Source organism: Pedobacter sp. V48 (genome assembly GCF_000523515.1).
Lineage (GTDB): Bacteria > Bacteroidota > Bacteroidia > Sphingobacteriales > Sphingobacteriaceae > Pedobacter.
The window spans coordinates 208,570-230,175 of sequence record NZ_AWRU01000015.1 but is presented as its reverse complement, the minus strand read 5'-3'; the positions used below and the strand labels follow the sequence as shown (position 1 = coordinate 230,175).

At 37.1% G+C, this 21,606-nt stretch carries 13 protein-coding genes and 1 pseudogene; 9 read left to right on the top strand and 5 right to left on the bottom strand.

Annotation, left to right across the window (positions count from 1 at the left end):
- Nucleotides 1–88: 88 nt before the first annotated feature.
- Nucleotides 89–997, bottom strand: coding sequence for an SMP-30/gluconolactonase/LRE family protein (locus N824_RS38495; RefSeq protein ID WP_200869889.1), 909 nt, complete (start codon nt 995–997; stop codon nt 89–91).
- 118 nt (nt 998–1,115) lie between these two features.
- Between N824_RS38495 and N824_RS15315 the strand changes: the two genes are divergently transcribed.
- Nucleotides 1,116–1,733, top strand: a complete 618-nt coding sequence (locus N824_RS15315; RefSeq protein WP_048906020.1) for an FMN-binding negative transcriptional regulator — start codon at nt 1,116–1,118, stop codon at nt 1,731–1,733.
- A gap of 47 nt (nt 1,734–1,780) precedes the next feature.
- A complete protein-coding gene (locus N824_RS15310) occupies nt 1,781–3,739 on the top strand; it encodes a sensor histidine kinase (RefSeq protein ID WP_048906019.1) in 1,959 nt (652 codons plus the stop codon).
- A 63-nt stretch (nt 3,740–3,802) separates the two neighbouring features.
- Here N824_RS15310 and N824_RS15305 read toward each other — a convergent pair whose 3' ends face one another.
- On the bottom strand, nt 3,803–4,213 hold the full coding sequence (locus N824_RS15305; protein WP_152542313.1) for a hypothetical protein: 411 nt from the start codon (nt 4,211–4,213) through the stop codon (nt 3,803–3,805).
- Between the two features lie 148 nt (nt 4,214–4,361).
- Between N824_RS15305 and N824_RS15300 the strand changes: the two genes are divergently transcribed.
- The gene (locus N824_RS15300; protein ID WP_048906017.1) at nt 4,362–5,006 is read left to right on the top strand and encodes a response regulator transcription factor; all 645 of its coding nucleotides are present in this window, start codon (nt 4,362–4,364) and stop codon (nt 5,004–5,006) included.
- Here N824_RS15300 and N824_RS15295 read toward each other — a convergent pair.
- Nucleotides 5,003–6,907: a glycoside hydrolase family 172 protein gene (locus N824_RS15295; RefSeq protein ID WP_084498349.1), complete on the bottom strand. Its 1,905-nt coding sequence runs from the start codon at nt 6,905–6,907 to the stop codon at nt 5,003–5,005. The two genes, N824_RS15300 and N824_RS15295, sit on opposite strands and share 4 nt — an antisense overlap.
- 122 nt (nt 6,908–7,029) lie before the next feature.
- Here N824_RS15295 and N824_RS15290 point away from each other — a divergent pair, with 122 nt between their 5' ends.
- Entirely contained in the window at nt 7,030–7,341 is a 312-nt protein-coding gene (locus tag N824_RS15290; RefSeq protein ID WP_048906015.1) for a hypothetical protein, read from the top strand.
- Nucleotides 7,342–7,347: 6 nt separating this feature from the next.
- On the opposite strand, the gene N824_RS15285 is transcribed toward N824_RS15290, so the two are convergent.
- Complete coding sequence (locus tag N824_RS15285; RefSeq protein WP_048906014.1) at nt 7,348–8,217, bottom strand: AraC family transcriptional regulator; 870 nt, start codon at nt 8,215–8,217, stop codon at nt 7,348–7,350.
- A 142-nt stretch (nt 8,218–8,359) separates the two neighbouring features.
- Between N824_RS15285 and N824_RS15280 the strand changes: the two genes are divergently transcribed.
- On the top strand, nt 8,360–9,403 hold the full coding sequence (locus N824_RS15280; RefSeq protein WP_048906013.1) for an aldo/keto reductase: 1,044 nt from the start codon (nt 8,360–8,362) through the stop codon (nt 9,401–9,403).
- On the top strand, nt 9,400–10,413 hold the full coding sequence (locus N824_RS15275; RefSeq protein WP_048906012.1) for a zinc-binding alcohol dehydrogenase family protein: 1,014 nt from the start codon (nt 9,400–9,402) through the stop codon (nt 10,411–10,413). Before N824_RS15280 ends, N824_RS15275 begins: the two co-directional genes overlap by 4 nt.
- A 33-nt stretch (nt 10,414–10,446) precedes the next feature.
- Here the strand turns inward: N824_RS15275 and N824_RS15270 are convergent.
- A pseudogene (locus tag N824_RS15270) lies at nt 10,447–11,163 on the bottom strand (alpha-L-fucosidase).
- A 959-nt stretch (nt 11,164–12,122) separates the two neighbouring features.
- On the opposite strand from N824_RS15270, the gene N824_RS15260 reads away from it, so the two are divergent.
- From N824_RS15260 to N824_RS28050, 3 genes are all read left to right on the top strand, one after another.
- On the top strand, nt 12,123–15,443 hold the full coding sequence (locus N824_RS15260; protein WP_048906010.1) for a VCBS repeat-containing protein: 3,321 nt from the start codon (nt 12,123–12,125) through the stop codon (nt 15,441–15,443).
- Between the two features lie 16 nt (nt 15,444–15,459).
- Complete coding sequence (locus N824_RS15255) at nt 15,460–16,779, top strand: vanadium-dependent haloperoxidase (protein ID WP_048906009.1); 1,320 nt, start codon at nt 15,460–15,462, stop codon at nt 16,777–16,779.
- Nucleotides 16,780–18,094: 1,315 nt separating this feature from the next.
- The gene (locus N824_RS28050) at nt 18,095–21,580 is read left to right on the top strand and encodes a PVC-type heme-binding CxxCH protein (RefSeq protein ID WP_052334152.1); all 3,486 of its coding nucleotides are present in this window, start codon (nt 18,095–18,097) and stop codon (nt 21,578–21,580) included.
- The last annotated feature ends 26 nt before the right edge of the window (nt 21,581–21,606 follow it).

Sequence of the window (21,606 nt, the reverse complement as noted above, 5' to 3'; positions counted from 1 at the left end):
CTGTGTTTTTTGTATTTAATCATAAAAATGCCCCCAAATAGTGTCTAACTTTTTGGGGGCAGTGTATTTTCCACCCTCTCTTATTTTCTTATTCAACTCCTTTAACTTTCATTGGTAAAGTATATATGGTTTTGCGAGCAGTAATGAATAATATGTTTCTGTCTTTCCCTGCAAAACACACGTTACTTGGCCCTTCTTTTATCTTTAATTCCGCAATGAGTTCTCCTGCAGGATTGTATATAAAAACACCTTGTCCTAAAGTAAGATAGATATTGCCTTTTTCATCGAGTGTCATACCGTCAGATCCCTTATTGATGATCAATTGTTTTCCGGTTAGCTCACCGTTTTTTTCGATCGCATATTTGTAAGTCTTTCCTGCATTAATATCGGATACATATAGATATTTGCCATCTGGTGTGCCAACAATTCCATTTGGTTTTACCAGGCCATCGGCGGCTATTTTTGGCTTTTTGCTGCCTTTTGCAAGGTAATAGACATCGTCACTTTTAAGATCCGGTGAAGTTCTTGTCCAGTAATCACGTTGATAATATGGATCTGTGAAATACATATCCCCGTTTGGATGAATCCAAATATCATTTGGTCCGTTAAGTTGTTTACCATCCAGGTCATTCATGATAACCTTTACTTTTCCTGATGGGCTTATTGACCATAATTGACCTTTTTCATCAGCACAGGTAATCAGGTTTCCTTTTTTGTCGAAGTATGTACCATTGGCTCTACCAGCTTTATCAAGAAAAATGGAAAGTTTCCCATCAGTACTGTACTTCCATATTTTATCATTAGGTTGATCTGTGAAAAATACATTTCCGTTTTTATCTACAGAGCAACCCTCTGTAAAACTAAAATCAGATGATATAAGGTTAGCATCGTCTGCTGCAAACAGATTGCTTGGATGTGAAGTCAGGTCTTGTGCAACTAGATAAGAGGATGAAACGGAGAGGAGCAGGGCAAGGATACTAAGACGTTTAATTTTCATGTTCATTTGGTTTGKRTSTTNAKMWRWTSTNAYMWGWYRMYRRAWTKTGCYKARATANATAYRWMCGNGTAGTRANNAATGNRTAAATKKKMKMMMATTTANYAYWKATCACTACCGTATGTATATATCTAAGCAAAATCTGGCGACAGATGAGAACGAGATTATTGAATTTATTACTCAATATAGCTTTGCAACTGTTGTAACTTCGGACAACGGTCGTCCTAATGCAAGTCATTTGCCTTTTGTGATAGAAAAAAGAGGTAATAAGACCATTCTTATCGCTCATTTTGCTAAGGCAAATCCGCAATGGAAAGAATTATTAAATAATGAAGTGCTGGTCATATTTTCTGAGCCACATGCTTACATCTCACCAAAGCTTTATGATAAAGAGTTAAATGTACCCACCTGGAATTACATAGCCGTCCACGCCTATGGTAAAGCGGTTATTATGAGTGGAACTGCCCAAATGCTGGAAGTTATGGAAAAATCAATAAGTGCTTTTGAAGCTGATTATATGACCCAATGGAATAAGCTGCCTGAAGCGTATAAGTTGAAAATGCTAAATGGAATTGTGGCTTTCGAAATTGAAGTCTCTTCGTTTGAGGCCAGTAAGAAGTTAAGTCAAAATAAAACAAACGCTGAGCAGCAAAGGATTATTGAATCTTTGAGCAGTAGCCAGCATGATGTTGAAAGACAGATTGGGATTTATATGAAGAAAGAAACAAAAGATTTTTAAGTTTACTTTTATCTTGTACCTATTAAAAATTTAAAATATTTGTAGAAATGCAAAAAACAAATAAGAATTGGATTTTACTTGTTTTTGGTATAATAATGAACAATTCTTTTGAGGCGAATGCTCAACAGATTCTACCAATCAATGAAAAGTCATATACCGACAGCTTGCAATCCATTTTGCAATCCAAACAATCCGATAGTATTAAAGCACGAACCAGTTATTTGTTGTCGGATTACTGGCGATCAAAAGATACTGTTAAGAGTAAAGAATATTTAATAAAAGGAAAGGCAATGGGAAGTAAATACCCATTGGTTAAAGCGCTTTATCCATTTTATGAAGGTCAATATTATTTTACACGTAATACTTCTAAGGCCGCGGAAGCTTTTATGAATGCAGAGAAGGGATTAGTTGCTTTTAAAGATAAAGAGGTTTACAAATTCAGATCTGCAGCATGGTACAATTATGCCATAATGAAGAAGACAGAGAAAGGGGATGCTTTTGTAATTGATATTGCAATTAACAAGGCAATACCCTTGTCTGAAAAAGCAGGCGATGCTGAAAAAACCGCTCATTATTATTCGCAACTAGGTACATTATTAATGTATAATGGTCAGTTTAGTAAAGCAGAGATTTATAACAATAAAGCAATAAGCTTATTGGAAGGTAAATATCCAAATTCTTCAATTTTACTGCACGCTTATTTAGCTGCTACCAGCAATTACTGTTATCAGGAAAAAAAAACCGAAGCAAAAAATGTACTTGATAAGGCCGGTAAAATGTTAAAGGGATATCCCAACTCCATTAACTATCCAAATTATTATTATAATGAAGCAATTTACCTAACCTTAACAGATCAGTTTGATAAGGCGTTGATGAGCCTTGACAAAGGTATACCACTAGCAAAAGAATTCAACCAGACAATGCTTTGGCAGATGCTCGTTTTTAGGAAGTACGAAGTATTTGTCAGATTAAAGGAATTTAAAAAAGCTAAAGACGTTTTATTAGGACTATTGAAGGAAGGCCCGCTTATGGCGGATGTGAACAGTAGGAAAGCTATTTACGATCAGTTAGCTAAAACCAATGCGCGCATGGGATTAATGGAAGAGGCTTATAAATGGTCTACTGCTTATAGCAAAATAAGTGACAGTCTGAATGATAGTAAACTAAAGGAGAACATTAATGCCCTCGAGGTTAAATTCAGAAATGCCGAAAATCAAAAGATGATTACTCAACTCGAAGCCGAAAATCAAAAGGCTGCTTTGTCGGCAAAAAACAACAGGCTTGCTAATTGGCTACTTGGTAGTGCGGTTATATTCCTGATCGCGATTGCAATATTTATTTTGTACTACTATAGAAATAAGGCAAAGCTAATATCAACCAACGCAATGCTGGAAGGGGAGGAAAGAGAGCGAACGAGAGTAGCAAGGGATTTGCACGATGGTTTAGGGGGAATGCTTGCCGGTGTAAAAATTAATCTTTCAGGTTGGGCAGAGAATCAGGGAGGTAAGATCAATAATGTTGAATTAGATAGAATCATTGGTCAGCTTGATAACTCCGTGAAAGAACTAAGGCACATCGCCAGAAATATGATGCCGGAAACCCTATTGAAGTTTGGCCTGGAAACAGCATTGAAAGATTTGTGTGAGTCAGTAATGACCAACGATATTAAAATTAACTTTCAGGCATTAAGTGTGAAAGAGAAGATTTCAACTAAAACGCAGCTTACCATATATCGAATAGTACAAGAGTTATTATCCAATGCGATTCGCCATGCAAAAGCGAGTAATATTATAGTGCAATGCAGTCAGAACGATGATTCTTTTTATATCACTATAGAAGATAATGGTAACGGCTTTGATCCGGCAATTGCAGGCAAAACAAAAAGCATGGGATTAATGAATATTAGAAATAGGATTGCACTACTGAAAGGAAAGATGAATATCGAATCTATAATTGACGAGGGTACTGTGGTTAATATAGAACTAAATTCAGGCCATATAAAATAAAAAACCATCGCATGATATTTTATGCGATGGATATACAGAGCGTTTTTTAGGAATAGTTCCTGCTTAAATAAACGGAAAGGTTACACTGCCCGAAATGATTTCATTACCAGAAAATACCTCTGATTTAACCACCTTGTCATCTACCAATATTTCAACCTTAACTGTACCGGCTGTATAAGATGTTACTCCAATATTAGCACCATCTCCCATATTAACAGTTCTTTTAAACTTTTTTGTAAAAGGAATGGTTGAGTCTGACAATACGGTGTGACCACCGGTTTCATTGGTGTAAGAAACGTTTATTTTTGCTAATCCAGAAGTGGTTGTTACCCTGTACTCGATTGATACTTCTTTTGGATAGCTGCTTGACTGATCAGGGCCGTCCTTGTCTTTTCCACATGATGTGAACATAACCACCGCTACTAGCATGGTCACGATCTTAAGCGTCGATTTTTTTAATGATAAAATGTTCATAGGTATTAGATTTAAATTTTCCACTGCAAAAATATTTTATGTTTTCAACGCAAGCAATCACGTTAAACATGGTTTTTCTTCTACTGGTTTTCTGGTATTTTTTTTGCTTATAGATTGAGTTGCGAAATGATATCTATTTTTAAGCGAAATGAATCGAAAAATTACCCTTGCCATTGTTGATGATCATCCTATTGTTGTCCAGGGCTTGCAAATGATACTTACGAATAATAGTGAAATCAATGTAACTGGCTGTTTTACATCAGGAAGTGATTTTATTGAATTCTTAAAGAACAACGAAGTTGATATCGTGCTACTTGACGTAATGCTTCCCGACGGTAATGGGATGGACTTATGCAAAGAAATAAAAAGTATATCTCCTAATATATGTGTGCTGGCTTTGAGTAATCACAGTGAAAGAAGTATAGTAATGCAAATGCTCCAAAATGGAGCAAGTGGCTATTTACTTAAAAATGTTTCGGTACAAGAATTAACCAGTTGTATTTATGATGCCCTTAATGGAGAGGTGGCTTTTAGTAAGGCGGTAAAAGAGATTCTTGCCCGTCCATCTGCTAATGATCTGAAAGGAATACCCCAACTTACCAAAAGAGAAAAAGAAGTGTTACAGCTAATAGCTGAAGGAAAAACGACGGCATTAATGGCAAAGCATCTTTTTGTGAGCCCGTTAACTATAGAGACCCATAGAAGAAATCTGCTGCAAAAGTTTGAAGTCAAGAATGTGGCTTCATTAATAAAAATTGCAGCAGATCAAGGGCTTCTTAAGTTTATCGGCTAGTTTTTTTGATGAATTAATATTAATCTATGTATGTTGACAATAGATTTTTTATCGTCACGCTTAAAATGTAGTGTTATAGCATTTTTAAAATCATCCAGATCGATATCACAGAGATACGAATTTGGATAAGATTTACGCTTTTCAGTATAAAAAGAAATAGGCTCACTCACCAGTTTTTGCCTTTGCCATATAGTAATTTCAGCACCATCATCAGATTTTTCCATATCAGCATACAATTTGTAATGACCTTTAGGCAGCTCACTAAGATCTATCTTTACTTGTCCGCCACCAGTGGAATGCAAAATGTTCCCATCTATTTTTACAGCACCACCAATCGTGTATTGCATTAATTGAGGATAAACCATCAGGGTATCGGGTATATTCACCTGGGTTAGCTCCTGGTTTGGTAAAACAAGATTGCTATTGATTGATTTGTCGGCATAATAAAACGCAACAGAGGTGTAATCTCCAGGTTTATTGTTGTTTTCGGGCCCATGTTCAATGGTGTGTTTTATTTCTTTTTCAAATGGCATTTTGTCCGATATAAATAACCTGTATCCTCCGGTTCTTGCATATGGCAAAGAATAATCAAGAGAGCCATGAAGAGGCAGACTCATTTTTCGGTCCCAACGGTCAAGTAAAGCGTACCACCCACCGTTAAAATAATCTTCCGAGCCCGTTCCATGCATCCTCATCTCGCCGTCTATAGTCGTTACGTCATCACCCTCAAAGAACAATGTCATTCCAGGATGGAGACCTTGAGCTTGTAGAATTGTTCCAACATAATGCCCTTTACCTTTACCCTCTAAGAATAAATGAGGGGTTTCTGGTTTCGTATTTTTATCTGGATTCCAAAAGGCATAGAATTTACCTTCTTTTAAGGGTTCATATTTTGTTTGCTCAACATACACATCCGCCTCTATTCTTATGGGTGTAGATGTTGTGCCCTGGGTGCCCTGAAGTTGTAAAAGTTCTATTTTTGCCTTTTTGGCAAATGGCATAGGAAAGTAGCAGTAATTGGTATTGTCTGCCGAGCCCAGTAGCAAACTTTGCATAGACTCTTTGCCAAATGCATAGCCGAAAAAATCTGCCACAGGCATAAATACTGCCGGTTGTTCATCGTCCCAGCTCATCTTAATTAAAACGTTTTTATCTAGGCCCCTGAAGGAATCAGCATGATGTATTTTAATCCCGGTTATTCTTCCTCCTTCATTTATATCTGCAATGGTTACTGATTTGGAGGGGGTTAATATACTTTCAGTATGGATCGGTTTGCTATTTAGCTTGGCCACTTTGTTCCAATCATCACCAAGCGTAGTTAACGCTAGTTTTTCCTGTTCATTAAGCGCAGAACTGAAATTCCTGATCTGGTAATTCTTAGGGTAACTTCTATATTGAATTTGATAGAATTCCATTTTTTTACCTCTTGAAACGATTTTGCAACCATTCTTAAATGAAATTGGGAAATAACAAAAATAGCCGCCAAGCTCATTGCCTGTAAGTGGCGAAATAAAAGGAAATACTTTGCCTGAGAAGAGATCTGAAAAACGAATTGAAAAGCTAGGTTTTGTTGCTCCTCCGAAATAAAAATCAAGCATATCATTATTCGGTGTTGGCGTCCAGATCCTGTTGATCACTCCGTTTCCTTTAGCTTCAAATATTACTAATGAGCTGTCGGCATTTTTGCGTATAAACGAATATTTACCACTAAACCCATCATCATTGTTCCCTGTTGTATCGTAGGAAGAGAACTGCCTTACTTTAGTGTCCTCCCAGTATTTAGGCAGGTCTTGTATTAAACGTAGTTTATTTAACTCAGTTGTTGTGTTTATTTGGTTGTTTTGGGCTATGGCGTTGAGGGTTAATCCACTTACCAGTATGCATAGATAGGCTCTTTTCATCCGCTTAATTTAATTATTTTCATTAATAATTTCTAAAAATTACATCAACAGAACACTTAAATGTAGATACCAATGTTAATATTTCTATATTTGCTAATATTTGTAGTATTTCAATTATTGTTATGACCGTTACCGTACTTCCAATTATAGAACCAGAATCTATTCCTGCAGCACCACTTGCCAAAGTTATGAATGAAAGATTACGTCGTTTGGCAACCGAGTTGAAGGAAATACACCTTGTAGAATTAGAATCCGTTGAACCCCTGTTTGAGGATCTGGTAATTTATATAGGTTATAATAATAAATATAGTATCCGTTGGAAAATAGTTAATGATGTTCCTTTGAAAATAGAAACCATTGTGGCTGACCAATGTGCTTTGCTAGGATATATTAAATGGAAAACAGCAACGCTTAACAGTTTTCATGGGAGATAGCTATTGCTAAGTTAGCATATGGCTTTGGCGATAAAGCTTTGGGGTTTTCCCCGTGATCATTTTAAAGCTTTTATGAAAAGAAGCAAAATTGTTAAAGCCTGATTCAAAGCATATTTGCTTAATATCCATTTTGTTTTCAAGAATTAACTTGCAGGAATAGCCGATTCTTATATCTACAAGGAATTTAGAAAAAGTCTTTCCGGTTCGGGTCTTAAAATAACGGCAAAAGGAATTTGGAACTAAGTCCGCAACAGCTGCTATTTCTTCCAGCTGAATTTTTTTCTTGAAATTATTTAATGCAAAGTTGTAAATGTTATTCATACGCTCATTTTCAGATGCACTATAATCGTATTTAAAGCCTATCGAAGAAAGCAAGGCAATTTGAGGAAGGTTTGCAATTGCCATTAAACATTCAAGCAGCGTTATTATTTTAGTTATGCCATCGCTTTGATATATTTTCTCAATATATGCAGCTATATCAATGGCATTTTTTTCCTTTATTAGAATTCCTCTTTTGGCTTTTTCAAGAATGTTTTTGATCGGTTTGGTTTCAGGAAGGTGCAGAAATCGCTCGCCAATAAAGTTATCGTAAAAATGAATTACAGTCGAATAGGGTTCTTTTGATCCGGCATCATCAAAATAGGGAGAGTCATATTTCCAATAATGTGGTAAATCGCTTCCCACCAAAACAATATCTCCAGGTGCAAATCTTTTAATATTGTCGCCGACAAACTGAGTGCCCGTACCCTTATGAAAGCAGATCAATTCTATTTCAGTATGGTAATGCCACCTGTTATTGATGTTTGGAATCATGTCTTTTCTTACACTAAAAGAATGATCTGCACTGTTCGGAATTTTAAGGTGTTGAGGTTTCATCAGTGACTATTATAGCTAAAATATACTTCAAAAAAGCATAATAATAGTAATTATGTTAAAATAGCTTAATAAATGGATAAGTACACCATGTTTTATATTTTAAAACACGCTTCCTTTATGCTATCAATTATAAAATTATTTGATGTTATCTGTAAAAAAAGAAAAAAGGAATAAAAGTGGTGGGCAACTGCCACCCATCATTTTTGGCACAAGCAGTTTAGGAAATTTGTATCAGTCTGTTAGCTACGAAACTAAGCGAAGCATAATAAAGGAATGTATTGAGCATTCTTTTGGAAAGGTCTTGTTTGATACTGCCGGTAAATACGGAGCCGGTTTGGCGTTAGAAGTTTTAGGGAAAAGTTTGGCAGATTTAAATGTACACCCAGATGATGTTGTGATATGCAATAAGCTGGGATGGTATCAAACCGAATTGCTGACCCGGGAGCCTACCTTTGAGAAAGACGTTTGGGTTGACTTGAGAAATGATGCAGTTCAGCAAATTAGCTATGATGGTATCATAAAATGTTTTGATCAGGGGAACAGTTTGTTGGGTATTTATTCCGCAAACATGGTTTCTGTTCATGATCCTGATGAATATTTAGCTGCGGCAACAGATGAAATAGAGAAGGAGCAAAAGTACCAGGATATTCTTGAAGCTTATAGGGCACTTACCGAATTAAAAAAGCAGAAATTAGTAACTTCAATTGGTATTGGTGCTAAGAATTGGAAGGTAATTGAGCGTGTGGCTGCCGACGTAGAATTGGATTGGGTAATGATTGCCAATAGCTTAACGGTAAAGTCACATCCAGAAGATCTGGTGAGATTTATTGCTGACTTAAAGGAGAAGAATATTGAAGTGATTAATTCGGCCGTATTTAATGGGGGATTCTTAATAGGAAGTGATTTTTACAATTATCAAAAAGTAGATAAGCACACTGTAGAAGGTGCGGCACTTTACCAATGGAGAAACAATTTCTTTGCCTTGTGTAGTAAGTTTAATGTTAAGCCTGCCGAGGTGTGTTTTGATTTTGGCTTTAATATACCGGGGGTAAGCAGCGTCGCCTTAAATACAACCCGGCCTGAGAAAATAAAAGAGAATGTAATGATGGTAAATAAGAAAATTCCGGAAGATTTTTGGAAAGCCATGCAGGAGGAACAATTGATATCGATACCTTTAAACAGATGAAAGCATTAGTTTGTAATACTCCGGGGGAGTTTGAATATATAGATAAAGTATCACCAGATCTAATAGAAGGATATACCAAGTTGAAGATTAAAGCAGTAGGTATTTGCGGGACAGATTACCATGCCTATCAAGGTGTTCAGCCCTTTTTTAATTATCCCAGAATATTGGGTCACGAAATTGCTGCTGAAATTGCTGAGACTTCAGCAAAAAGCTCATTTAAGATAGGAGATAAGGTAACAATAAGCCCATATTTTTATTGTGGTGAATGTATTGCGTGTCGCAACGGAAAGACAAATTGCTGTGAAACAATGAAGGTCTGCGGTGTGCATGTAGATGGAGCAATGAGTGAATACATTCTTGTTCCTGATTATGCCTTAATAGCAGGTAAAGGTTTGAGTGAAGATGAACTGGTATTGGTGGAGCCGCTCGCCATTGGCGCTCATGGTATCAGGAGGGCAAACGTTAAGCCTGGAGAATTTGTTCTGGTTATAGGTGCCGGTCCTATAGGTTTAGGAACCATGGACTTTGCCAGAATAGCAGGTGCAGAGGTAATTGCTTTGGACACTAATATGCCGCGTTTAGCGTTTTGCAGAGATAAGTTGGGGGTAAAGCATATTATAAATGCCACATCTGACGATGTTTTTGAGCGATTAAAAACGATAACAAATGGTGATATGCCAACGGTGGTAATTGATTGTACCGGAAATTTGAAAGCTATAAATAATGCATTTCAGTATATGGCCCACGGCGCCCGTTTTGTTTTGATAGGCTTACAAAAGCAGGAAATAAGTTTTAGTCACCCCGAATTTCATAAAAGGGAAGCAACGTTATTAAGCAGTCGAAATGCACTGCCAATTGATTTTGAGCATGTGATATCATGTATAAAAAATGGGCAGATAAAGCCATTAAATTATATCACTCACAAACTGAAATTTGAAGAAGTAAAAGATAGGTTTTCAGACCTTCTTGCCTTTGAAAACGGTTTGGTAAAAGCCGTGATTGTATTCTGAAAGTAGGATCTGGAAAACCTATCCGGGAAATGTCTATTTAGAAATTCGCTTTTTTAGTTCCATCAATAGTTCAATATCTTTTTGCCTTATCTTTCCCTCTCTATTGGGAGGTGTGTTTAAAATTAAAATGTTATTTTGGGCAGTAGTGATTTTATAATCTTCAACCAATTTGTCTATGGACTTATATGTTGTGTCTTTAGTGTTATAGAACCATTTTGAACTTATGCATATAGTAGATTCCCAGGGCATATAATAATTCTCATTATTGTGAGAGAATATTTTTGGATCAGGTGCGGCTGGGAGGTATGGGTCGCCTAATCTAAAGTCGCTTGGGAAATACCTGATGGGATAGCCTTCTTTTTGCTGAGCAGGCAAAACCATGTGTTGATCAGGATTTCCAGGTGCACCTATAGACCAGTTAATTCCTATTTGGCATTGTGGTTCTTTGGCTTTTATTGCTTTATAAATTTCAGCAGCTGGCCATCTGTTGTTTTGTTTTACCCAGCCTCCATCAAACCAAAACTCTACAACTTTGGTTTTGGTTTTCTGAGTTATAGCAATCAACTCATTGATTTGATTTACCATAAAATCATTATATGCTTTGTCCTGAGATGTATCCTCAGTCTTTGCGTTCTCATGCCWGTCYSATWWWRARNAMTWNNTAAMCYTAMWMCTNATAWMRYAMKKKTWRYACSMCYTWGMAWYNANGYTTCTWTNCAMATKRSYKWWRWYMSCARMSCTRTTTANCATCRNTWGSYWNTAKMCTKRSYATMYYWAWSKCNNNAAAAWCMRNNTCGYRRYRWTWSGWKAWAAGNTAYWWYNTATWWSMKMMMGRMATCTTTAGCGGTTTTAATCCATTGTTCTGCATCAATTGAAGATGGATTATATGAAGTTGGTGGTAACGTTCCGTCAGTCCATTCCTCATCATGGAAAGTATTGATGCCGAAATGAATAAACATTCCGTATTTACGATTTATTTGTTCTAATTGATATTTGCCAGGTTTTGAAGAGGGAATGGGCCTGGTAATACCTTCCTGGGCTAAAGATAATTTTACTGTTGCAAGCAATAGTAAGGAAAATAGGATGTGTTTTTTCATTTAGTGGTTTAGATTTTGGTTCACTTTGACAATTCACCAGACCTGATAAATTTTAAGCTTGGTGAATCGAAAGGTAAGGAAGTAAATTGGCAAATCAGATCTTTTATGGCCAGTTAAAACTGCGCAAACGTTTGTGTGTAATATGTTTAAGGGCATATTTCGCTCCTTTTTACTTGGGTTTTTGAAATATTGGGCATGATGTAGAATTATTGCACTCAACAGAATATTAATTAAAAGTTAATTTTTGCCGTTTTTGAATTTGATTTAATTTTTTTAAAACAGAAAATCTAGTTTGTCTAAAGGGCCTTTTAATCTAAATTCTTGATAAAAAAGATGTTTTTTATTGTGATTATTATGTTACGTTATTTTAATTATCTATTTTTCAGATATTTAAAACAAAGTATTAATTTTATTACAAAGTAATATATAAAAGTTATAACTTTATTAAAGCTATATCGATTTTCCTTTATGCTCACAAGAATTTGTTAGTGTAAGTTAACTTTGTTAAGCAGAAAACCAAACTAACCAAATTATAACCATGTGTAATTGTATAAAATTCTATGTGCCTCTGGCATGTTCAGACATTTCGTGGTGCACTTTGATCACGAAAATATGAAGAGACTTTACTACCCAGTTATTTTTATTTTAATGTTTTCGGCTTGTAAGCAATCAACAAAAGATGCAGCAAGTGCAGTCGCCGAAAACCCCTTGTTTAAACTGTTGGATTCTGCACAAACCAATGTTCTTTTTGCAAATAATATCAAGGAAACCTTTGAGCGAAATGTTTTTAACTACCCGGCTTTCTATAATGGCTCAGGTGTTTCTATAGGAGATTTAAATAATGATGGGCTGGAGGATGTATATTTTTCCGGTAACATGACATCGAATAAGCTTTACCTGAATAAGGGTAATATGAAGTTTGAGGATGTGACAGCTATTGCAGGTGTTACCGGGAGAATAGAGGGATGGAAAAATGGAATCAATATGGCTGATGTTAATGGTGACGGCCTGTTGGACGTCTATATATGCTATTCGGGTAAATATCCTGGCGAGAACAGAAAAAATCAACTGTTTATTAATAAAGGGCTGACAGAAAAGGGCATTCCTCAGTTTAAAGACGAGGCCGAAATTTATGGAGTTGCGGATTCTTCTTACAGTACACAATCCTATTTTTTTGATTACGATAAAGATGGAGATTTGGATATGTTACTCGTGAACGAGAACATTAGGGTACTTACCGAGCTTGATGATATTACTATTCAGGAACTTCAAAAAACTCCAGATAATATGTCTGGAACCAAATTATTTAGAAACGAAGGAGGACATTTTAAAGATGTTACCCTTAAAGCGGGTTTGCATAGTTCAGTATTGTCTTACGGATTGGCTGCGGCTACCTCGGATGTTAATGGAGATGGGTGGCCAGACATATATGTTTCAAACGACTATTCAATTCAAGATCGATTATACCTCAACAATAGAGATGGGACATTTACTGATCAATTAACCTCAAATCTTCGTCATATTTCTATGTATTCAATGGGAAACAATGTTGTAGATATAAATAATGATGGGTTAATGGATATTTATACGCTTGATATGATTCCTGAAGATAATCATCGCCAAAAATTGCTTCAAGGATTTGATAACTATGAGTTTTTTGACTTGAATTTGCGTAATGGTTTGTATTACCAATATATGCGTAATATGCTTCATATAAATAATGGTAATGGTACATTTAGTGAAGTAGGTCAGTTGGCAGGTGTTTCTAATACTGACTGGAGCTGGGCACCTTTGTTTGCTGACTTTGATAATGATGGCTGGAAGGATCTTTTTGTAACCAATGGTTATCTTCATGACTTTACCAATATGGATGTGGTAAAGTATAATGCCAATTATTTCAATAGCATAAATGGTAATGTTGAACCCCGGCATATTTTAGATATGTTGAGCAATTTGCCATCTTCTGATGTAAAGAACTATATCTATAAAAATAAAGGTGGTTTTGATTTTGCAAATAAGTCTTTTGACTGGGGGATAGATATCCCATCAAATAGTAACGGGGCAGCATATGCTGACCTTGATAACGACGGGGATCTGGATCTGATCGTTAATAATATAAATAAACCGGCCTTTATTTATCAGAATCAGGGAGATTCGACCACTCACTATCTGAAAATAAAACTGGCCGGAATAAAACAAAATACAAAGGGAATAGGAGCTAAAGTTACCATCTATTCAGATGCTAAGCTTCAATCTTTAGAACAAATGCCTTCAAGGGGTTATTTATCAAGCGTTTCGCCAATCATGCATTTTGGATTGGGCAAGAAAAACACAATTGACTCAATATTAGTAGTCTGGCAAAGTGGTAAAAAGCAGGTTTTAACCAAAGTTAAAGCTGATCAGTTATTGCTGTTAAATGAAAAGGACGCGTTAGAAAATTACATTCCGCCGGGTATTAAACCTACATTGTTTAAAGAAGTGGTATCGCCAATAGACTTTGCCAAAAGTAAGAATGGTATCAACGACTTTAAGCGTCAACCATTAATGACCAATCCACAATCTTTTTTTGGTCCTTGCATGGCAAAAGGCGATGTAAATAAAGATGGCTTGGAGGATATTTATGTTGGAGGAAATAAGAATCAACCTGGTGTATTATATATCCAACAGAAAAATGGCAGGTTTATTAAAAATCAAAAGGCTTTTGAAAGTGACAAGGATAGTGAAGATGCAGATGCAGTTTTCTTTGATGCTAACGGCGATGGTTTTACCGATCTGTATGTTGTAAGCGGTGGATATCATAGTTTTAACGCTGCCGACCCTTTACTGCAGGATCGTTTATATATTAATGATGGAAAGGGGAATCTTGTAAAATCAACCGGTACGCTTCCTGAAATGCATGTGAGTAAAAGTTGCGCGCGTGCTGCAGACTTTAATGGAGATGGACATTTAGATGTTTTTGTTGGAGGCCGGGTGATCCCGGGGCTTTATCCAGAATCACCTAAGAGTTATCTTTTAATAAACGATGGTAAAGGTCATTTTACCGACCAGTTAAGTCGTATTTGTCCTGAATTAAATCAAGCAGGGATGATTACTGATGCGGCGTGGATAGATTTAAACGGAGATAAAAAACCCGACTTAGTTACTATAGGAGAGTGGATGCCGGTTAATGCATTCATTAATACAAGCGGAAAATTAGTAAATAAAACCAAAAGCTATTTTGATAAAGAATACAGTGGCTGGTGGAATAAACTTCAGGTTGGTGATTTTAACGGAGATGGCAAAACAGATTTAATTGCTGGAAATCTTGGGTTAAATAGCCAATGTAAAGTCAGCGATAAAGAACCTGCGGAAATGTATTATAAAGACTTTGATGATAATGGTGCCATTGATCCTATTTTATGCTTTTATCTGATGGGGAAAAGCTTCCCTTATATAACCAGGGATGAATTATTAGATCAGATGAGTATAATGAGGCCACGGTTCTCAAATTATGCAAGCTATGCTGATGCGACATTGAAAGATGTATTCACAGCAGATGAATTGAAGGGAGCCAAATATTTAAAGGCCAACTGCCTTAAAACTACTTATTTTCAAAGTGGAGCCGACGGACGTTTTCATGAAAAGGATTTGCCTGTTGAAGCACAAATGGCCCCGGTTTATACCATTACTTCAATTGATTACGACGCAGATGGTCATAAAGACCTGCTGTTGTGCGGCAATATGAATCAGACCAGACTTCGCTTCGGAAAATATGATGCTAATTATGGAATACTATTAAAAGGCAACGGTAAGGGTAGTTTTAGCTATGTACCTCAGTATATATCCGGCTTTAAGTTACAAGGAGATGTTAGAAGTGTAATCGAAATCAACAATACGATTGTTTTTGGCATTAATCAACAAGGTGCAAAAGCCTATCAGTTAAAAGGAAAATAGAACTACTATTATTTATATGAGAAAACTATTGTTTTTTAGTTTGTGTGTAATATGCTTTGCCGCATGCCGCAACAAAGGTAAGTCGCCGGAACTTAGTAATGGGGATATTGCTAAAGTCCTGGATGAAATGACTTCACTTATGATCCACGATGTAACAAATCCTCCGCTTGCTGCCCGATTTTTTACTTATGCAAGTCTTTCGGGATATGAGGTGGTTGTACAAAATGACTCTAATTGTATTTCAATGAAGGGGATATTGAACGGCTATCCAGAAATTATAAAACCAGCTGTTCCCGGAACTTATTCTTATCAGTTGAGCGCTATTTTAGCTATGATTGCTACGGCAAAGAAAATGCAGCCATCCGGAAGTTTGTTCGAAAAATATGAGCAATCATTTTTAGATTCCTGTAAAAAAATAGGGTTTGCTAGTGAGGTTATTGAGAATTCTAAATTATATGCCCAGCAAGTAAGTAAACAGATATTAGCTTATGCCAAGGCAGATAAGTATAACAAGATCAGTAACTATCCCCGCTATACACCGCTAAATATAGAAGGCAGCTGGTACCCGACTCCACCAGCTTATTTTCCACCGGTTGAGCCGTATTTTAATACCATACGTCCGTTTGTATTAGACTCCTGCTCTCAATTTAAACCAGTACCCCCTGTTCCTTTTTCTAAGGATAAAAATTCGGCGTTTTATAAAATGATGTTGGGTAACTATGTGGAAGGAGGAGCGGGATTAACACCAGAACACAGAGCCATAGCTGCATTTTGGGATTGCAACCCTTTTGCATTAAAAAGTGACGGACATTTGTTAACCGGCATGAAAAAAATCTCTCCGGGAGCACACTGGATAGGGATAGCAGGAATTGCATGTAAGCAGTCGAAGTTTAATTTCTCTAAATCTTTAGAAGTATACACCATGGTAGCTGTTGGTTTAACAGATAGCTTCATTAGCTGCTGGGACGAGAAATTTAGAAGTAATAGGATACGGCCAGAAACTGCTATCAGGAGCTATATTGATCCCAAATGGAAGCCACTGCTGCAAACTCCACCATTTCCAGAGTATTTAAGTGGGCATTCTAGTATTTCGGCTACGTCTTCTGTTATACTCACCCACTATTTTGGTGATAATTATCATTATACTGATGATGTGGAAGAAAAATATGGCTTGCCATCCAGAAAATTCACCTCATTTAAAGAAGCTGCAAAAGAAGGGGCAATGAGTAGGTATTGGGGAGGCATCCATTTTATGGACGCGATAGAAAATGGAATGACTACTGGCTTTGGTGTTGGAGAATTGGTCATCTCGAAATTGAAAGCTAAACAATCTTAAAAATTAACCAAACAAACTAAATTTTTAACCTAAAAATCAATTATGAAAAAAATCTTTACCACGCTCGCTATTGTTTTAATCACCGCTAAAGTTTTTTCCCAGGGATGTGTAGCGATCCGAAGCACCGGAGGGATTTGTGCAATGACAGAACATCCTGATAGTTCGCTAACATCTGATGGCGGAAGTTGGGTTTTGAATATAAATACCCGATATTTCATGTCAAATAAGCATTTCAAAGGCGATGTTTATCAAAAAGAGCGGATTAAGGCAGGGAATGAGGTTATTAACCATCAGTTTGCTACTGATCTTTCCCTGATTCGAGTATTCAACAGCCGTTGGTCTGCAATGATAGATGTACCAATTATCTCCAATGCCAGATCTTCTAAGTATGAACACAATGCACCACCAAACCTTAATGATGAAAGACATAGTACGCATTCATTTGGATTGGGCGACATTCGGGTTGCAGCCTATCGCTGGTTGTTCAATCCTACAACCAGTCCAAAAGCAAATGTTCAGATAGGATTGGGGATTAAATTTGCTACGGGTGTTTATGATTATCAGGATTACTGGCAAAATGTGGGTCCTGGTAAAAAGCCAGAACTACGTACTGTAGATCAATCAATTCAATTGGGTGATGGTGGAACAGGCTTAACTCTTGAAATTAATTCATTTGCTAACATAAAAAACAACCTTGGTTTGTATGCAAATGCTTTTTATTTAAGTAATCCACGCCAAAATAATGGGGTAAGAACTTATCGCGAATTGGTAAGTCCTGCATTGGCTAACGAGGCAATCAGCAGTGTTCCMGATCNNANATTTATGGCAAGGTTAGGGGCCAACTATGCTTTAAATAAATTAGTTGTTTCGGCAGGTGGACGAATTGAAGGCATTCCAATTCATGATGTTATTGGTGGAAGTGGAGACTTTCGCAGACCAGGATATGTAATTTCAGTGGAGCCAAGCCTTACTTATCAACTAAGCAGGATAAATATATATGCTTCGGTACCTGCTGCAGTATACAGAAAAAGAACTCAAAGTGTTACGGACAGAGCGCGTTCAACTGCTACAACATTTGTAAACGGAGATGCTGCATTTGCTGATTATTCTATCAATTTAGGAATTTCTTTCAGACTGTAATAATTTGAATAGATAGCTGTCCATAAAGCACAATCGTGCATTATGGACAGCTTTTTTGTTTCTATGGCTTTGGTAAGTGAATATATAATTGTAATTTGAAGGAAACTAAACACAAATGAGACTGAAACAGAGCATTTTAATGCTTTGTCTTCTGCTTGCTTCCTCTGGGTGCAACATGTCAAAAAAGACAAGTCAGAGGAATGTGAAGGGCATAACCGACCCCGACCAAAAGCAGTTTGCAGAGCATATCCGTACTACCGAATTTCAGACACCTGAGCAGGAGCGTGCAGGATTTAAACTACCTCCGGGATTCGAAATTACGCTTTATGCATCTGAACCCGACATCGGAAAACCAATAAACATGGAGTTTGATGAAAAAGGCCGGCTATGGGTAACACAATCATCTGAATATCCAATGGCGGCAGCTCCGACAAAAGGACATGATAAAATAACCATACTGGAAGATTCAGATGGAGATGGTAAAGCAGATAAATTTATACCATTTGCAGAAAATCTAAATATCCCAATTGGTATCATACCATCTCAGAAAGGTGCTATTGCATTTAGTATTCCCAATATTTACCAGTTTACTGATACAAACGGGGATTGGAAATCAGATGAAAAAAAAGTAATTCTAGGTGAATTTGGTCACCAGGATACGCATGGGATGGTTAATAACTTTATAAGAGGTTTCGACGGGTGGATCTACGCTTGCCACGGTTTTACCAATACTTCAACAATTGCAGGTACTGATGGTGATTCTATTACCATGGTTTCAGGAAACACATTTCGTTTTCGGCCCGATGGAAGTAGGGTAGAGCAAACCTCCTATGGTCGTGTGAACCCATTTGGCTATACATTCGATGAATGGGGGTATTTGTATTCAGTTGATTGCCATTCTAAACCAATTTATCAATTGATTAGAGGAGCTGAGTATCCCCATTTTGGTAAGAAGTCGCCAGCTATGGGGTTTGCTCCTGAAATGATGAGCTACGAGCTTGGGTCAACAGCGCTATCTGGCTTAGTATACTATTCTGGAGAACAATTCCCCGAAGAATACCGAAACAGTTTTTATTCAGGAGATGTGGTTACCTGCCGGATCAATAGAAATACAATGTCCTTTACCGGCTCATCACCGGAAGCGAAACGTCAGGAAGATTTCTTAATCAGTTCCGACCCATGGTTCAGGCCAGTTAACATTAAAACAGGGCCCGATGGCGCTTTATATATCGCTGATTTCTATAACCGTATTATTGGGCATTATGAAGTGCCTCTGAATCACCCGCTAAGAGACCGTCAAAGTGGAAGGATCTGGAAAATTACGTATAAAGGCGATAAAAAGCATAAAGATAATAAGCTTAAAGATTGGTCAAAAGCAAGCCTTGCTGAACTGATTAAAAACTTAAACCATCCTCAACTTAATCTAAGGATGATGATTGCCAATCAAATTGTCGAAGGTTATGGAGAAAAGTCAGTGGATCGGTTAACCAGTATACTTAAATCACCCAAAACCGATTCAAGGTCTTATGTTCAGGCCTTGTGGATTTTGTTTCGCTTAAAGGCTTTGCAGGATGAGGTTCTAGATGAAGCGCTTAATCATAACGATGCAGTGATTAGCGTACATGCATTCAGAATACTTGCCGAGAAAACAACAATTCCATTAAAATATCAGCAAAGGGCATTAAATGCGTTAAAAGATACCAATACACATGTACAGCGTGTGGCCTCAGAAGTGTTGGGTAAATATCCAAAAGCTGCGGCGATTAAGGCTTTACTGCCGGTGTACACTGGCGCTGCTGAACGGGACAGCCATTTAAAATACACTGTTCTGTTAGCTATACGGGATAACTTAAAGAATACTGAAGTAATGAAAAGTGTTCTTACTCAGAATTGGAATGAGCAGCAGTTGAAAGTATTGATCAAAGTTATTCCTGATGTGCCGTCTAAAGAAGCTGCGCTATTTGCAATGAGGTATCTGCAAAACCATAATTTATCACACACGGAACTGGTTTCTAATTTAGCATATATTGGTCGTTATATGGATGCCGAAAACTTGAAGCAACCTATTGAGTTTATCCAGAAAAAGTTTGCTGATGATCTTGATGTGCAGTATGCGTTGTTTAATACCATGCAGCAGGGTTTACGGCAAAGAGGAGGCAAATTAACACCGGCAATGAAAAGCTGGGGAATCAGTCTGGCAGAAAGGTCATTAAAAAATAGCCCTGCTACTTCTCATCTCTGGAGTAATAAGCCACTGGAACAAACAGGTGATCCGGTAAATCCATGGTCAACAATAAATCATGCAATTATTGCAGAATTGCCGGCTCTTAAAGTAATCTGGAGTGAGATTAATGGTTATCCTCCAACTGGTATATTGGTTTCTCCTGATTTTGTTTTGCCCTCATCTTTAGCGCTTAGTGTATTTGACAACGATGTACATAACACTGAATCTAAAATAGGTATTTCAAAAAATGCTGTTCGAATTCGCTTGGCTAAATCTAAAAAGGTAATTGCCTCTTATCGTGCAGTATTTAATGAAAAAATGGAAGCTAAAGAACTTATGAAATCAGTTAAGTTCAATTTAGAGCCTTATAAAGGGCAACTGGCATTTATTGAAGTTGTTGATAGTACCAATACCGGATCTGTTGGGATTGGAGGATTAATGCCTGCTGTTTTAGATATTCCCGATAAAGGCGTAGCAGAAACAGCCGCACGCTATACTTTGGCGGCTGAAATTGTAAGTGATTACAAGGTAAGTGAGCTGGAACCAGAAATGGAAATGTTAACAAAAGCGCGCCGGGCTAATTATAAGACGCGGGCTGCAGCTGCAATGGCTTTAATGAACTTAAACGCTGCCAAGCATAAAGCATTAATCTCCGAGATATTTTTAAGTCTAGATGAGAGTCAGTTATTGAAGGAAAAGATTGCTCAGGTAATTGCTCAGGATAATTCTGAAAGCCGATATGCCTTATTACAAAAAGGTTTTGAGGGAAGTCAACGCAGCTTACAGCTTGCAATCGCAACTATACTCGTCAACTCTGAAAAAGGTATTGATTACCTTTTGGCATCTGTTAAACAGGGCGATGTAAAATTTGATCTTTTATCTGAATTGCCAGTAAAAGAGGGGCTTGCTGCGAATATTAGCCCAAAACAACAAAAGCAATTAGATCAAATGAGCTTAGGCCAGGCTTCAGAAAGCGAAGCACGGAAACAGCTGATAGCATCCCGTTTGTTAGCATTTGATCCTATGGCTGTAACTGTTGAATCTGGTAAAGCAATGTTCATACAGAATTGTAGCATGTGCCACCAGATAAAAGGAAATGGCGGCATGATAGGTCCACAGCTCGATGGTATTGGGAACTGGGGTCAAAAGGCCTTAACAGAAAAGGTATTAGACCCAAATCGTAATATTTCACAAGCTTTTAGAACATATAATATTGTTTTAACTAACGGAAAAGTGTTAACCGGTTTGTACCGCAGAGAAGAGGGGGAAGTATTGGTCTTTGCAAACCCGGGTGGGCAGGAATTTTCCGTTCCTAAAAATGAAATTAAAGAAAGAAAACCTTCTAAATATACGCTAATGCCAGATCAATTTAGTAAAACCATTGCCAAAAAGGATTTTGATGCATTGCTTAAGTATTTGTTAAGTGTAAAAGAATAGATATGGAATTATTCATAATAAAAAGA